Annotated in this window: 8 protein-coding genes and 1 pseudogene; 2 read left to right on the forward strand and 7 right to left on the reverse strand. The window is 65.1% G+C overall.

The annotated features are described in order from the left end of the window. Window positions 1–30: 30 nt before the first annotated feature. Window positions 31–2913: pseudogene (locus C8J33_RS10525) on the reverse strand ([protein-PII] uridylyltransferase); the annotation flags it as partial. A gap of 445 nt (window positions 2914–3358) precedes the next feature. Further along, complete coding sequence (mutS, locus tag C8J33_RS10535; RefSeq protein WP_245507153.1) at window positions 3359–6037, reverse strand: DNA mismatch repair protein MutS; 2679 nt, start codon at window positions 6035–6037, stop codon at window positions 3359–3361. A 195-nt stretch (window positions 6038–6232) separates the two neighbouring features. Between mutS and C8J33_RS10540 the strand changes: the two genes are divergently transcribed. Then, window positions 6233–8515, forward strand: coding sequence for an NADP-dependent malic enzyme (locus tag C8J33_RS10540; RefSeq protein ID WP_132664090.1), 2283 nt, complete (start codon window positions 6233–6235; stop codon window positions 8513–8515). A gap of 172 nt (window positions 8516–8687) precedes the next feature. Here the strand turns inward: C8J33_RS10540 and C8J33_RS10545 are convergent, their stop codons facing one another. The 5 genes from C8J33_RS10545 to C8J33_RS10565 all read right to left on the reverse strand — a co-directional run bounded on the left by C8J33_RS10545 (window position 8688) and on the right by C8J33_RS10565 (window position 14607). After that, window positions 8688–9554: a GNAT family N-acetyltransferase gene (locus C8J33_RS10545; RefSeq protein ID WP_245507154.1), complete on the reverse strand. Its 867-nt coding sequence runs from the start codon at window positions 9552–9554 to the stop codon at window positions 8688–8690. A 222-nt stretch (window positions 9555–9776) separates the two neighbouring features. Beyond that, the gene (locus C8J33_RS10550; RefSeq protein ID WP_132664095.1) at window positions 9777–12071 is read right to left on the reverse strand and encodes a hybrid sensor histidine kinase/response regulator; all 2295 of its coding nucleotides are present in this window, start codon (window positions 12069–12071) and stop codon (window positions 9777–9779) included. A gap of 54 nt (window positions 12072–12125) precedes the next feature. Continuing rightward, a complete protein-coding gene (gene lspA, locus C8J33_RS10555; protein WP_132664097.1) occupies window positions 12126–12653 on the reverse strand; it encodes a signal peptidase II in 528 nt (175 codons plus the stop codon). Beyond that, entirely contained in the window at window positions 12650–13534 is an 885-nt protein-coding gene (locus C8J33_RS10560) for a TrmH family RNA methyltransferase (protein ID WP_132445935.1), read from the reverse strand. The genes lspA and C8J33_RS10560 overlap by 4 nt, the downstream gene beginning before the upstream one ends. Then, window positions 13531–14607 carry a class I SAM-dependent methyltransferase gene (locus C8J33_RS10565; RefSeq protein ID WP_245507155.1) on the reverse strand — a complete coding sequence of 359 codons (1077 nt, stop codon included), beginning with the start codon at window positions 14605–14607 and terminating at the stop codon, window positions 13531–13533. Before C8J33_RS10565 ends, C8J33_RS10560 begins: the two co-directional genes overlap by 4 nt. 255 nt (window positions 14608–14862) lie before the next feature. Here C8J33_RS10565 and C8J33_RS10570 point away from each other — a divergent pair, with 255 nt between their 5' ends. Further along, complete coding sequence (locus C8J33_RS10570; protein ID WP_132664101.1) at window positions 14863–15315, forward strand: CoxG family protein; 453 nt, start codon at window positions 14863–14865, stop codon at window positions 15313–15315. Window positions 15316–15317 lie beyond the last annotated feature (2 nt).

Here is a 15317-nt window from a genome sequence, read left to right on the forward strand (position 1 = left end):
TTGGGGGACGGCACTGCCTTCCGGCGAGTGGCCTGAAGGTGCATGGCCGAGGGGCGCAATCCCTTGCGCGATGATGCCGGCCGGCATGCGGTCGCGCACCTCGTCGGCCTGTTCCGCCATCACGGCCTTGAGGCGGGCGGTGATATGGCTGTGCCGTGTCTCGTTGGTGATCTTCGCGCCTAGGAGGTCGGTCACGTAGAAGGTGTCGATGACCTTCTCGCCGAAGGTGGTGATGTGGGCGGAATGGATGTCGAGCGACAGATCCGCCAGCACCGCCGTGATCTCCGACAGAAGGCCCGTCCGGTCGAGGCATTCGACCTCGACAACCGTGAACTTGTTCGACAGCGAATTGCTGATCGTGACGGCAGGCGGCACGGTGAAGGTCTTGTTGCGCTTGCGGCCCTTGGTGCGGCTGGCAATGACGCCCGGCAGGTCCTTCTTGCCCGAAAGCACGTCCTCGATCATGCGGCCGATGCTGGCTGCGCGCCGCGTCTCGTCGTCATCGACGGTGAATTCGCGGTTGATGAGGATGGTGTCGAGCGCGCGACCGTCCGATGTCGTGAAGATCTGCGCATCGACGATGTTGGCGCCGGCGGCGGCACAGGCGCCGGCGATGATGGCGAGCAGGCGCGGATGGTCGGGCGCAAGAACCGTGATCTCGGTAATGGCGTGGAACTGGTGCGTCCGCACCATGGTGGCGAGCGTCCGCTCGACCTTGTCCGTTTCGCGGATGAAGCGGGCATGACGGACCTGATCGTCAAGCGACACGGACAGCAGGTAGGGCTGGTAGTGCAGCCGCGAATAGGTCTTGCGGTCCTTGCTGCTGAAATCCTCCAGCGCATCGAAGAGCAGCGAGGCCGCGTGCGCGGCGCGCTCCTTGCGCGGCACGTCGGAGAAACCGCCGGACAGCAGCAGTTCGGTCTCGTAGTAGAGCGTGCGGAGCAGCTGCCCCTTCCAGCCGTTCCAGACGCCCGGGCCGACGGCGCGAATGTCGCAGACGGTGAGGATCATCAGCATCTTCAGCCGGTCGAGCGACTGGACGCGTTCGGCGAAGTCGAGGATCGTCTTGCGGTCGTTGAGGTCGCGGGTCTGCGCGACCATCGACATGGTCAGGTGTTCCTCGATCAGCCAGGACACCGTTTCGGTCTGCTTGTACGTCAGGCGGAAGCGGGGTGCGAGGCGACGGGCGAGCCGGGCGCCGGCCTGCGAGTGATCCTCCGGGCGACCCTTGGCGACATCGTGCAGGAGCACGGCGACGTAGAGTGCGGTGCGCTCCTCCACCTGCGGCATGAGCTTGGCGGCGAGCGGGTGGATATCCTGATCGAGCCCGCGATCGATGCGCGACAGCATGTCCACGGCCCGCAGCAGGTGCTCGTCCACCGTGTAGTGGTGGTACATGTTGAACTGCATCAGCGAGACGATGCGGCCGAACTCGGGGATGAAGCGGCCGAGTACGCCGGCCTCGTTCATGCGGCGCAGCACCAGCTCCGGGTCGCGGCGCGAAGTGAGGATGGAGATGAAGAGGCGGTTGGCCTCCTCGTTCTCGCGCAGGGCCGGCGTGATAAGGCCGAGCGACCGGGTCAGCTGCTTGAGAGCGGCCGGGTGGAACTCCAGACCGTTGACGTCGGCGATGTGGAAGAAGCGGATGAGGTTGACCGGATCGCGCCGGAAGATGTCGGGGCTTGCCAGCGCGATGCGGCCGCCATCGTCGACGAATTCGAGCGAGCCGGCGATCTTGCGGACGCGGCGGCGGAAGCGGTTGATGACGGCGGAAAAGCCCGGCAGTTCCTTGGCCTGCTGGTCCTCCAGCGCCGCGCAGAAGATGCGCGTGAGGTCGCCGACATTCTTGGCGACGAGGAAGTAGTGCTTCATGAAGCGCTCGACCGAAGTCATGCCGGGATGATCCTGATAGCCGAGGCTCTCGGCAATCTCGCGCTGGATATCGAACGACAGGCGCTCCTCGGCCTTGCCCGTCAGGAAGTGCATGTGGCAGCGCACGGCCCAGAGGAAATCGTCGGATTTGCGGAACAGATGGTATTCGGAGCGCGAGAGCACGCCGAGCTTGACGAGATCGGCGGACTCGCGGACGCGGTAGTAATATTTGGCGATCCAGAACAGCGTGTGCAGATCGCGCAGGCCGCCCTTGCCTTCCTTGACGTTAGGCTCCACGAGGTAGCGCGTGTCGCCGGCCTTGCGGTGGCGCTCGTTGCGCTCGGCCAGCTTGGCGGCGATGAATTGCGGACCCGTATTGCGGACGATCTCATCGTCGAAACGGGCTTCCAGATCGTCCACCAGCCCGGCGCAGCCGCAGATCAGGCGCGCTTCGAGAATGGCGGTGCGGATCGTCATGTCCTCTTCGGACAGGCGGATACACTCTTCCACCGTGCGGGTGGCATGGCCGACCTTGAAGCCCATGTCCCAGAGTAGATAGAGCATGTACTCGATCGCCGGCTCGCAGAAGGGCAGCTTTCGCGCTGGCAGAAGGAACAGAAGATCGATGTCGGAGCCGGGGGCGAGCGTGCCGCGACCATAGCCGCCGACGGCCGCCACCGCGATCTGCATGGAAGGCGGCATGCCGGCCGCGTTGAAGACATGGTTCAGCACGAAATCGTGCAGGATGGCGATCAGCCGGTCCTGTAGCCAGGAAATGCGGGCCGCACAGGCAAGCCCGCCGCCGTCCTCTTTCAGGAGTTCGTAGGCTTTGGCGCGGCCACGGGCATTGGCGTCTTTCAGCGCGGCCAGCAGGGCCTGACGCATCGGGTCGCGCTGTTCGGCATGCGCCGACGCGATGAAATCCACCTTGGCCTTGAGGGCTGCGATGTCCAGGATGTCGCTGAAGTCGATGTCCTGTCTCCTTGGCGCCGGCCGGATGTACTCCGGGCGCGCGATAGTTGCGAGCCGCTGTTTTGGCATCACATTCGAACCTTCCGCCCTTCCGGCGTAAACGGGCCACCGGTCGCAGCGCGATCGTCATTTGCACCCCGACCCCCATTTCCCGCCAGGGTCTGAAGGGTATAGGGCAAAACGATTGCCAAGACGTTTCCGACCCGGCTGATGCATCGTTTCCAACGGGCAATTGCGCCCTTTAGAAGGCGTCCTTAGGCTGCTCGCCTGACCCAGAGCTGGATATGGTGGAGGCGACAGGGGAAGGTCAAGCCCCACGTCCCTTCGCCCCGCGTGCGGGGAGAAGGTGGCGGCAGCCGGACGAGGGGCTTGCTGCGCGTTCAGCGGGTGCGGTAGCCCCTCACCCTAACCCTCTCCCCGCATGCGGGGAGAGGGGACTTGGTTGGCGGATTTGGCTGCCGCTGAAGGCCCGAGAGCGTGTGCTGCGAGATGAGGATCTCGTTGAGGAGAAGCGTCAGGAGAGCTGCTTCTTCAGGGCGTAAAGCGCATCCATCGCCTCGCGCGGCGTCATGTCGTCCGGGTTGAGGCGCTTCAGCGCATCTTCCACCGCGGACGGCTTCGCGCGGGAGATCTCCTCGCGGCGGATGGCCACCTGGAACAGGGGGAGATCGTCAATCAGCTGGCTGGCCGGGTTTTTCCGGTCGGCATCCTCGAGTTTCGCCAGCACGTCCTTTGCGCGGGCGACGACGGCTGCGGGCAGGCCCGCGAGACGGGCGACCTGGATGCCGTAGGAGCGATCGGCCGAACCCGGGCCGACCTCGTGCAGGAAGATCACGTCGCCGTCCCATTCCTTGACGCGCATGGTCACGTTGGACAGGCGTTTGAGCTTTTCCGAGAGAACGGTCAGCTCGTGAAAATGCGTGGCGAACAGGCCGCGGCAACGATTGGCCTCGTGCAGATGCTCGACGGCCGCCCAGGCGATCGACAGGCCATCAAACGTCGCGGTTCCCCGGCCGATCTCGTCGAGGATCACGAGCGATCGATCCGTCGCCTGATTGAGGATGGCCGCCGTCTCGACCATCTCGACCATGAAGGTGGACCGGCCGCGCGCGAGGTCGTCGGAGGCGCCGACGCGGGAAAACAGGCGATCGACCACGCCGATATGGGCGCTGGCGGCGGGCACGTAGGAACCCATCTGCGCCATGATCGCGATCAGCGCGTTCTGGCGGAGAAACGTCGATTTACCGCCCATATTGGGGCCGGTCAGCAGCCACAAGGCGCCGTCTCCCTCCGGCGAGAGGGGCGAAAGATCGCAGGTATTGGCGACGAAGGCCGCGGAGGCCTGGCGGCGCAGCGCCTGCTCGACCACCGGATGCCGGCCACCGTCGATCGCGAACATCTTGGAGCTATCGACCGTCGGGCGGCGGTAATCCTGCTCCTCGGCCAGCACGGCAAGCCCAGCGGAAACGTCGAGGACGGCAAGGGCGAGCGCTGCCGCCTTGATCTGGTCTGCCGCGGCAATGACAGCTTCCACCATGCTGTCGAAGGCAGCAAGCTCAAGGCCAAGCGCCCGGTCGGCGGCGTTGGCGATCTTGGTTTCGAGATCGGCAAGCTCCGTGGTCGTGAAGCGCATGGCGTTGGCCATGGTCTGGCGGTGGATGAAGCGGGCCTTGGCACCCTCCCCCTCCGTCATCGGACCGGCATTTCCCGCGGTCACCTCGATGAAATAGCCGAGCACGTTGTTGTATTTGATCTTCAGCGACCGGATGCCGGTTTCCTCGGCGTAGCTCAGCTGCAGCGCGGCGATGACACGGCGGGACTGGTCGCGAAGAGCGCGCATCTCGTCGAGCTCGGCGTGACAGCCGTCGCGCAGGAAGCCGCCATCGCGCTTGAGAAGCGGGAGATCGTCGGCCAGCATGCCGGCGAGCTTTTCGGAAAGCTCGGAAGGCAACGCGGCGAGCGCGGTGCGTGCAGCCTCCAGCTCCGAGGGCAGATCGGGCTGATCGATCAGCCGGGCGATGTCGGCACCGGTGCGAATGCCGATGAGCACGGCACCGAGATCGCGCGGGCCGCCGCGGCCGAGGGAGAGGCGCGACAGGGCGCGCGGCATGTCCGGCACGTGCTTCAGCGCCGCGCGCAGATCGGCACAGAGCGCGGGCTGCGCGAGGATGGTGGCGATAGAATCGAGACGGGTGCGAACGCGCTCGGGGTCGGTCAGCGGCGACATCAGCCGCTCGGCAAGGAGGCGCCCACCGCCGCCGGTCACCGTCCGGTCGAGCGCCCGCAGTAGGGACCCGTCCCGGCTGCCGGAGAGGGTCTTGACCAGTTCCAGGTTCGCCCGGGTGGCGGGATCGATGAAGAGCGTCGAGGCAGCACTTTCGCGCTCGGGCGTGTCGAGCGGCGGGCGCTCGGCAAGCTGGGTCTTTTCAACATAGCCGACGGCCGCCGAGGCGGCGGCGAGCTCGGCGCGCGAGAATTGGCCGAAGCCGTCGAGCGTCTTCACGCCGTAGTAGCGGGCCAGGCGGTTTTCCGCGGTGGCGCTGTCGAACAGGATGGCCGGCTGCGGCACGGCGACGCGACCGATGACGTCGAGCACGGGGCGCATGTCGGGATCGTGGAACAGCGTGTCGGCCAGAATGAGTTCGCGCGGCTCGATGCGCAGGATATCGGCGAGAAGCCGCGTTTCCGTGGTTTCCGACAGCCGGAAGATGCCTGTGGAAATGTCAATCCAGGCAAGCGCAAAGGCGGGCTCGGCGCTGCCACGCAGGCGGGCCATCGCCATGAGGTAATTGCTCTCGGAGGCGACGAGCAGCTTTTCTTCCGTGATGGTGCCAGGCGTGACGAGACGCACGACGTCGCGCTTGACGACGGACTTGGAGCCGCGTTTGCGGGCTTCCGCCGGATCCTCGATCTGCTCGCATACGGCGACGCGGAAGCCGAGGCCGATGAGCTTCTGCAGGTAATCGTCGGCGGCGTGGATGGGCACGCCGCACATGGGAATGTCCTGGCCGAGATGCTGCCCGCGTTTCGTCAGAACGATCCCGAGTGCGCGCGAAGCTTCCAGCGCATCGTCGAAGAACAGCTCGTAGAAATCGCCCATCCGGTAAAACAGCAGGGAGCCCGGATTGTTGGCCTTGATCTCGATATACTGTTCCATCATCGGCGTCGCCTGCACGCGCACCTCCGGCAGCACTGAGGATGGCGCCGTCGTTGCTTCGGCCGGTGATGAAAAGTGTGTCGTCAAGATATACCAGTTTTTTCTAAAAAAGCCGCCAGCCGGCCAAAAAGACAGTGTCACCCTAGCGAACGGCGTCTATAGAAGACAACAAGAAAGCGCGGCCGGGGGTGGCCGCCCACAGAAGCTTGAGGGATCCGAGGGAGCATCATCATGGCAAACGAACGCAAGGCCCGCGCAGGCGGAACAGCCGTCACGGATCAGGAAGCGCTGGATTTTCACTCGCAGGGACGCCCCGGCAAGCTGGAGATCACGCCGACGAAGCCCATGGCGACACAGCGCGATCTGTCGCTGGCCTATTCACCCGGCGTTGCCGTTCCCGTGAAGGCCATCGCGGCCGATCCGGCGACGGCCTATGACTATACGACGCGCGGCAACATGGTCGCCGTCATCTCCAACGGCACCGCCATTCTCGGCCTCGGCAATCTGGGCGCGCTGGCCTCCAAGCCGGTCATGGAAGGCAAGTCGGTCCTCTTCAAGCGCTTCGCGGACGTCGATTCCATCGACCTCGAGGTCGATACGGAAGATGCCGATACCTTCATCAACTGCGTGCGCTATCTCGGCCCCTCCTTCGGCGGCATCAACCTCGAGGATATCAAGGCGCCGGAATGCTTCATCATCGAGCAGAAGCTGCGCGAGATCATGGACATTCCGGTGTTTCACGACGACCAGCACGGCACCGCGATCATCGCGACGGCCGGCCTGATCAACGCGCTGGAACTGACCGGCCGAGACCTCAAGACCACGCGCCTCGTCTGCAACGGCGCGGGTGCTGCGGCCATCGCCTGCGTGGAGCTGATCAAATCTCTCGGGTTTGCGCCCGAAAACGTCATCATGTGTGACACCAAGGGCGTGATCTACCAGGGCCGCACCGAGGGTATGAACCAGTGGAAGTCAGCCCACGCCGCCAAGACCGACCGGCGGACGCTGGAAGAGGCGATGGACGGCGCGGATGTCGTGCTCGGCCTGTCGCAGAAGGGCGCCTTCTCGGAAGCCATGATCCGCTCGATGGCACCCCGGCCGATCATCTTCGCCATGGCCAATCCCGACCCGGAAATCACGCCGGAAGAGGTGGCCTCCATTCGTGACGACGCGATCATGGCGACCGGGCGCTCGGACTATCCGAACCAGGTCAACAATGTGCTCTGTTTCCCCTACATGTTCCGTGGTGCGCTCGACGTGCGGGCCACCACGATCAACGAAGAGATGAAGATCGCGGCTGCCCGCGCGCTGGCAAGCCTTGCCAAGGAAGACGTGCCGGACGACGTCGCGGCAGCCTATCAGGGCAACCGTCCGCGCTTCGGGGCGCAGTACATCATCCCCGTTCCCTTCGATCCGCGCCTGATCTCATCCATTCCGGTCGCCGTCGCCAAGGCGGCGATGGAGAGCGGCGTGGCGCAAAAACCGATCGCCGACCTTGCCGCCTATGGCCACCAGCTTTCGATGCGCCGCGACCCGATCGCCTCGACGCTGGCACGGATCTACGAGCGCGTACGGCTCGCGCCAAAGCGTATCGTCTTCACCGAGGGTGAGGAAGTGCCGATGATGCGCTCGGCGTTGGCCTATGCCAACCAGAAGCTCGGCACCGCGCTGCTGCTTGGCCGCGAGGACCGGATGCGCGAGACGGCGGCGCGCGAGGGCATCGATCTCGACCGCCCCGGGATCAAGCTCGTCAATGCGCGCATTTCCGATCGCACCGGCGCCTATACGGATTATCTCTATGCCCGCCTGCAGCGGGAGGGGTTCCTCTTCCGCGATGCACAGCGACTGATCAACAACGACCGCAATCACTTCGCCGCCTGCATGGTCGCGCTGGGTGACGCCGATGGTATGGTGACGGGCATCACCCGCAACTATTCGACCGCGCTCGACGACGTCAGGCGCTGCATCGACGCCAAGCCCGGCCACCGCGTCATCGGCGTGTCGATCGCGCTCTGCCGCGGCCGCACGGTTCTGGTGGCGGATACGGCCGTGCATGACATGCCGTCGTCGGAAGAGCTTGCCGACATCGCCGTGGAGGCCGCAGGCCTTGCCCGACGCCTCGGCTATGTGCCGCGCGTGGCGATGCTCGCCTATTCCACCTTCGGGCATCCGCAGGGGGAACGTTCGGAGCGGGTCCGCGAGGCGGTCAAGATCCTCGACCGTCGCCGCGTCGATTTCGAATATGATGGCGAAATGGCGGCCGATGTCGCGCTGAACATGAAGGTGATGGAGCAGTACCCGTTCTGCCGCCTCTCCGGCCCGGCAACCGTGCTCGTCATGCCGGCGTTCCACTCCGCGTCCATCTCGACCAAGATGCTGCAGGAACTCGGCGGCGCCACGATCATCGGTCCGCTTCTCGTCGGCCTCGATAAGTCCGTGCAGATCGTCTCGCTGACCGCCAAAGATTCCGAGATCGTCAACATGGCGGCACTGGCGGCCTACAACGCCGGGTAAAGGGCAATCGGGTTCGCCCGATATCCACGAAAACCGCCCTTCCCGATATGGGGAGGGCGTGAGTGTTTTATGCTTCAGGCCTCGTGTGGAGGTTCATCGTCCCCCGGCATGCCGCGGCTCACATGAGCAACCCGTCAAGTTCGCGACCGTATCGGAGCGACCTTTTCGCCGTTTAGAGAGCGAAGCGGGTGGCGTCGGCGCCGTAGTAGTTGAGGTAGCGGCCGGCGATGTTGGTGATCGGCAGGACGACGAGAACGTCCGTGGTGCGGAAGGCCTCGTCCACCACGGCGCCGTCGCCGACCATGGCGCCGATGCGCAGATATCCCTTGATCAAGGGCGGCATGGCCGAGAGGGCGGCGCGGGCCTGGATGGCCTCGACAGGCATCAGGTCCATGACGCGGTAGAGTTCCGGCCGCGCCTTCACCTGCCACTCGCCGCTTGCCGGCACCGTGTGGTGCAGGAAGGACAGAGCCAGCGCGTGATGTTCGGGGACGGTACCGGGAAACGAGGCGCAGCCGAACATGGCGTCGATGCCGTGCTTCAGCGCATAGGCCCAGTTGCCCTGCCAGAGAAGCTCCACCGTGCGCTTGGTGCGATAGGAGGGCAGCACGCAGGAGCGGCCGAGTTCCATGAAGCGCTTGCCGGGGTGACGGGCGATCAGCGGATCCACGAGAAATTCGGAGGCGGAATAGAAGCCATCAGCCGCCGCCGCCACGTCCTGGCGCAGCAGCCTGTAGGTTCCCACGATCTGCGCCTCGGACTGGCCGGGCAGCGAGGTATCGAGCACCAGAAGATGGTCGCAGACGGCATCCCAGCCGTCGATATCGCGGCCGATCAAGGCGGCACCGGCCGGCACACGGGCGCCCATCTCCTCGACGAACACCTTGTAGCGCAACGCCTGTGCGGCATCGATTTCGGAGGCCGTGCGGGCGATCCGGGTTTCAAGCGGCCCGATGCGGCCGAGCACGTCGCTGGCCGGCGCCGTCTCGCGCGGCGGACGCGAACGAACGATGGTCGGGCTCGCGACGGGCACGGACATGGTGCGGAGAGCCGAAACGGATTCCAGAATTTCGATCGTCATCGCAGATTACCCCTAATCGCGAGCATGCGTCTGCACGTTGACCGCGAACGCCTGGAAAAGACGACGGGCATTTTCCCGACATTTTCCGAATCGCACTCGGGCCGCGGTGGCAGTCCGCTTCCTGCAGGCCTTTAAGCATGTCACTGCAACAAGACCGTGACAAGGCTTACGGACAGGTCCTTAGCCGGCGATCAATCGGGCGACCCGCTCGATCAGGGATTTGGGATCGGCGGGCTTTGCAAGGACGGCGTCCGCACCTGCCTCCAGCAGATCACGGTGCGTTTCGGGGCGACGATCCGACGTCTGTACGATGACGGGGAGCCGTGATGCGCCGTCCGTCAACCGTTCGGAGAGGCGTAGACGGCGCAGCATCGTCAGGCCGTCGCCATGGGGCATATTGAGGTCGGTGATCAGGATCTTCGGCGCCTGCCCCTCGCCCGCGGTATCTGACAGCCCCTGATCGAGGATATCGCCCATGGCGGCGAAATCGACGACATGGCGCACGGCGTAGCCGGCGCGCTCCAGCGTGCTGCGGAGGATCGCGGCATTGACCGGATCGTCCTCGCCGAGGAGCACGGTTTGCACGGCAAGCGGTACGGGTTCGCAAGAGGTTTCCACCGCATCCCGCAGGACCGGACGATTGTCGTTGATCGCATCGCGAACCTCGATGCCCTTCAGCTGCCCCTTGAGCACCGCCACCAGCGAGCGCTCCCTTAAGGGGCGGATCAGCCAGGCGTGGAAGCCGTCGGTCTGGTGCAGCGGCTGCTGGATGCGTTCTTCCGGATTGACCAGATAGGTTCTGCGCAGCGGCAAGGCTTCGAGGTCCGGCCTGTCGTCGCAGATCCGCCGGAAGAGGGCAGCACAGCGGTGATCGACGATGATGTCGGTGAGACGCTCCTCGCTACCCGCATCCATTGCGATCTTCAGAAAATGACCGGCCTGCTCGATGGTTGAGACGATGCGGCAGCGGCCGCCAAGCGTCTCGATCGTCGCGGCCAGCGCTTCGGAGGCGGGTCCCTTCGGCGCGACGAGGAGCACGCGGGAGCTGGCGAGTGTCCGGGTGCGGGCCGTGGCCAGCGGCGTTGGGGATACCTTCAGGGGAAAGCGGATCTCGAAGAGGCTGCCGAGGCCAAGGCGGCTGGAGACGGTGATATCGCCCCCGAAGGCCCTGATGATCCGACGCGATATGGCAAGGCCGAGACCCGTTCCGCCGGCTTTCGAGGCGGTGTCGCCGGCCTGCTCGAACGCGTCGAAGATGCGGGACTGGTCGTCAGGGGTCATGCCCGGCCCCGTGTCGGTCACCCGCAGCACGAGTGCGCCCTGCTGCTCGGCGCAGCTGACGAGGACGCCGCCGGTCGTCGTGAACTTGACGGCGTTGCCCACCACGTTGAACAGGACCTGCTTCAGCCGAGGACCGTCGATCTGCAGCGTGTCCGGCACATCGGCGGCGATCGTCGAGGCGATCTCGATGCCCTTCGCATGGGCACGATGCGACAGCATTTCCACGACGCTCTCGATCAGCGGACGCAAGGCTTGGCGCGTCGGCCGCAGGGCGAACCGCCCAGCTTCCATCGAGGCGCAATCGAGGAGGTCGTCGACGAGTTGCACGAGATCGTGGCCGGACTGGCGCATGCCGGCGAGATAGTTCGCCTGCTGGGCGCTCAGCCGGGTCTGGTCGAGGAGGTCGCTCATTCCGAGAATACCGGAGAGCGGCGTGCGGATCTCGTGGCTGACGGTTGCCAGCAGGTGGGATTTCGCTTGGCTTTCGGCCTCGACCCTCCGGAGCGCCGCTTCGCTGCTGCGTGCCGCGCTGACATTGTCGGTGATATCCCGCCCAACGCTGACGATACGCAGCGTGCCCGTGTCCGCCTCGCGTATCAGCACGTCATGCCAGTCGAAAGAGCGCAGGCCATCGGCGGTCGTGACCTCGACCGTATAGCGACCGGAGGTGCCGGCGGGCCGGAGTTCGAGCCCCAGCGCCTCGCAACGCTGTCCCTCGGGCGCGGGCGCGCCGGCCAAGGCCCGGAAGGTCTCGTTTGCCTCAAGAATAATGCCCTTGGCGTCGCGCAGGATCGCAATATCGCCGAGGGCATCATGGATTGCGAACCGCGACATGCTGGCTTCGCGGGCTTCCCAGGCACGGTCGCCGGACCGTTCGAATGTTGCGCCGGTGCCGTGCCGGCTGCGGCGCCAGTCACTGACAAGAAGGGCTGTTCCGGCGATACCCGCAATGGCAAGCCCGATAGGGAGCAGGAGGAGATTTTCTTCCAGACCGACCGCGACGATGGCAGCGGAGGCGAGAAGGCCGGCGCCGGCAATGGCCGGGCGAAAGGCGGAGACGCGGGTGGTGCCGGGGTTCGTTTCAGCGGCGCCATGCTCCGGAAAGGGCGTGCGTGGCGGGAGAACATCCGGCGCTGCGGTGTGCTGCGACAGTTTCCGGATGATCTCGCGCTGCAGTTTCGACGGCTCGCTCATACGCGTTATCTATCACGCAGCCGTTGGAAATGATTTCAGCCGATCGCTCGCATTCTAACGATCGCGTTTTTTTGCCTGCAGGATTTCGTCCAGCACGATGGCGCCGGCCCCGACGGTGATGAAGGCATCGGCTAGGTTGAAGACGGCGAAGGACCATGTCTCGGTGTGGAACCGGATATAATCGATCACATACCCATAGAGAAACCGGTCGACCAGATTGCCGAGCGCGCCGGCGATGATCATCGCATAGCCGAGATGGGCGAAGAACCGGTCCTTCGGCGTCTTGCGCCAGAGCCAGAGCACGAAGCAAACCACCACAAGGCGCATACCGACGATGAACCAGCCATCCATGCCCGACAGCATGGAGAAGGCGACGCCGTAATTATAGACCCGGTAGAGCTCCAGCATGGGGATGACGTGAACGCCCTCCTCCATCGGCAGGTAAGCCTCGACCGCCTGCTTGATCGCCTGATCGAGCAGGAGGGCGATGATGATGAAGATCGCGATCGGCCAGGGTCGTGAAAACAAGGTCGGGCGTCTGTCGGGTGCGGCCGGCGAAAGAGGCGTCTGGCTTTTGGTCATCCGCGGTCGTCCAGTGTAAGCAGGTGTCGGCGGGCCTCGAACAGCATGACGCCGGTGGCGATGGCGAGGTTGAGCGAATCCGCGCGTCCTGCCTGCGGAATGCGGGCAAGCTTGTCGGCCTTCGCTGCAAGCTCGTCCGGCAAGCCGGCCTGTTCGTTGCCCATGAGCACGACGACCGGGCGAGGACGATAGTCGATCGTGCGGTAATCGACGGCACCGGCGAGATGGGTTCCCACGACCATGACGCCCGCCTGCTTCTGCCAGGCGAGGAACTCGGCCACGCTGGCGCGGAACACCGGCACGGCAAAGACCGAGCCCATGGTCGCGCGTACGGTTTCGAGCGAGAAGGGATCCGTCGTCTCACCGATGAGGATGACGCCGGAGACGCCGGCCGCATCCGCCGTGCGGATGATGGTGCCGAGATTGCCGGGATCGCGCACCCTGTCGAGCGCCACATAGGTCTCGTTCGCGCGCGGTTTGATGTCCCTCAAGGTTCCGTAGCGCTGCTCGAACACGCCGACGACCATCTGCGGATTGTCGCGGCGGGTGACGGTGGCGATGACCTTTTCGCTGACCTCCAGTACGAGGCCGCCCCGGGCCACGGTGCGTGCGGCGATGTCATCAACGGGCTTCTTTCCCTTGGCGGCCTTGGCATAGACCAGCGTGCGGATGGTCCAGCCGAGTTCGACAGCATCGATGACGAGCTTCAGGCCTTCGGCGATGAAGGTGCCGCTCTCGTCGCGCGCCTTCTTCTGCGTTAGCGCGCGGATGTCCTTGATGATCGGATTGGCAAGGCTCGTGACCTCCTTCACCTGGCCCACCCGGCCCTCGCCGCGTCCCACCTGTCCGCGCGGATTGCCATCGCTGTAATCGCTGCTCATTTCGGCACCCATCGGCTGAAGAGAGAGGTGGACAGCGCCCGGCCGGAACCGGCCTCGCCATCCTGTTTCGACCCGGCGGATTCGCGCAGGATCAGTTCGCCGGACTCGACGACGCCCCCGCGGCCGCGCATGACTTCGCGCATGAGCTCGTGGATCGAATAGAAGCTTGCCCGGATGGAATAGGCCGTGAGAACGAGGCCGCGCGCATCGTCGGACAGGAGTTCGCGGCAGATATCGAGCATGCCGGAGAGATGATCGAAGAGGTGCCAGACCTCGCCGTTCGGACCACGGCCGAACTTCGGCGGGTCGGTGAGGATGATGTCATAGCGGCTGCCGCGGCGCTCCTCGCGCTGGATAAACTTCATGGCGTCGTCGCAGATCCAGCGGATCGGCAGGCTTTCACCGCGGCCGAGCGCCTGATTCTCGCGTCCCCAGCCGATGGCCTTCTTCGAGGCATCGACGTGTGTCACCTCCGCCCCGGCCTTCGCCGCGATCAGCGAGGCGACGCCGGTATAGCCGAAGAGGTTCAGCACCTTCAGCGGTCGTCCCGCCTCCTCGACCTGCGTCTTCATCCAGCGCCAATGCGCCAGCTGCTCGGGGAAAACGCCGACATGGCGGAAGGAGGTGAAACGGCCGTAGAATTCGGCATCGAGCAGGCGCATCGGCCAGGTCTCGCCGAGCATTTCGCGCGGGAAACGCCAGCGGCCCATGCCGTCTTCGTCGGTATCGCCGGTGAAGATCGCATCCGCGCGCTCCCAGAGCGGGGCTTGCGACTTCGGCCACAGCGCCTGCGCCTCGGGGCGGACGATCGTGTAGGGGCCGTATTGCTCGAGCTTGAGCGCGTCGCCACTGTCGATCAGGCGATAATCGGCCTCCCCTGCGGTTTCCAGAATGACGGGCACGCGCTCGGCGGGTTTGTCTCCGGTTCTTGGGCGCATGGTCACGGGCGCAAGCGCTTCCTGCCTGGGCTCAGACGGGGATGGACGCGGCGAGGCCGGCTGCGGGCGGCTTGAGGAGCGCTGTCCGTGCGGCTCCTGCGCTGCGGGCTTTGCTCCTGCCTTGAAAGGCGGCACAACGGCGGCATCCGACCGGGCGGGCCCGGCGGTCGGCGCGCTCGTGCGGGAGGGACCGGATTTCGGTGGCGCCTTGCCGGGCGATCGTCTCTGCTTGTCCTTCAAGGGGCGTCGTTTCCCGTTTCTTCAGCGTGTCGCGTGCAAATAGCACCGCAACTGCTCTTGGCAAAGCAGTTTCCACCCGTAGATTCCGGAGCACACTGCGGCAGGGATCAGCGCCTGTCGTCGTAGCGCATGAGATCGAGGAGGATATCCATGGACATGACCGGTGAAGAGCGGATCTCCGCACCGCGCGACGCCGTCTGGGCAGCGCTCAACGATCCCGAGGTGCTCAAAGACTGCATTCCCGGCTGCACGCTGCTGGAATGGACCTCACCGACGACGCTCGACGCGGTGGTCACCGTGAAGTTCGGTTTCATGTCGATGGCATTTTCGGGCGTCATCACGCTGTCGAACATGAACCCGCCCGAGAGCTACACGATTTCGGGTGAAGGCAAAGGCGGCCTTGCCGGATACGCGAAAGGCGGCGCGGATGTGCGGCTGGTGGAGGACGGCAATGACACCATTCTGCATTACGCCATCGTCGCGGATGTTTCCGGCAAGATCGCGTCGCTTGGATCGAAACTCGTGCAATCCGGCGCAAACCGGATCGCAAGCCGCTTCTTTTCCGACTTCACCGCGGCCGCCAATGCGAAGGCGGTGGCCTGAAG

The sequence above is a fragment of the Rhizobium sp. PP-CC-3G-465 genome, from assembly GCF_004343445.1.
In the GTDB taxonomy this organism is placed as follows: domain Bacteria; phylum Pseudomonadota; class Alphaproteobacteria; order Rhizobiales; family Rhizobiaceae; genus Ferranicluibacter; species Ferranicluibacter rubi.

Coding starts and splice junctions, on each gene's coding strand:
- C8J33_RS10540 (WP_132664090.1), top strand. CDS start 6,233: ATGGCAAACGAACGCAAGGCCCGCGCAGGCGGAACAGCCGTCACGGAT.
- C8J33_RS10545 (WP_245507154.1), bottom strand. CDS start 9,554: ATGTCCGTGCCCGTCGCGAGCCCGACCATCGTTCGTTCGCGTCCGCCG.
- C8J33_RS10550 (WP_132664095.1), bottom strand. CDS start 12,071: ATGAGCGAGCCGTCGAAACTGCAGCGCGAGATCATCCGGAAACTGTCG.
- lspA (WP_132664097.1), bottom strand. CDS start 12,653: ATGACCAAAAGCCAGACGCCTCTTTCGCCGGCCGCACCCGACAGACGC.
- C8J33_RS10560 (WP_132445935.1), bottom strand. CDS start 13,534: ATGAGCAGCGATTACAGCGATGGCAATCCGCGCGGACAGGTGGGACGC.
- C8J33_RS10570 (WP_132664101.1), top strand. CDS start 14,863: ATGGACATGACCGGTGAAGAGCGGATCTCCGCACCGCGCGACGCCGTC.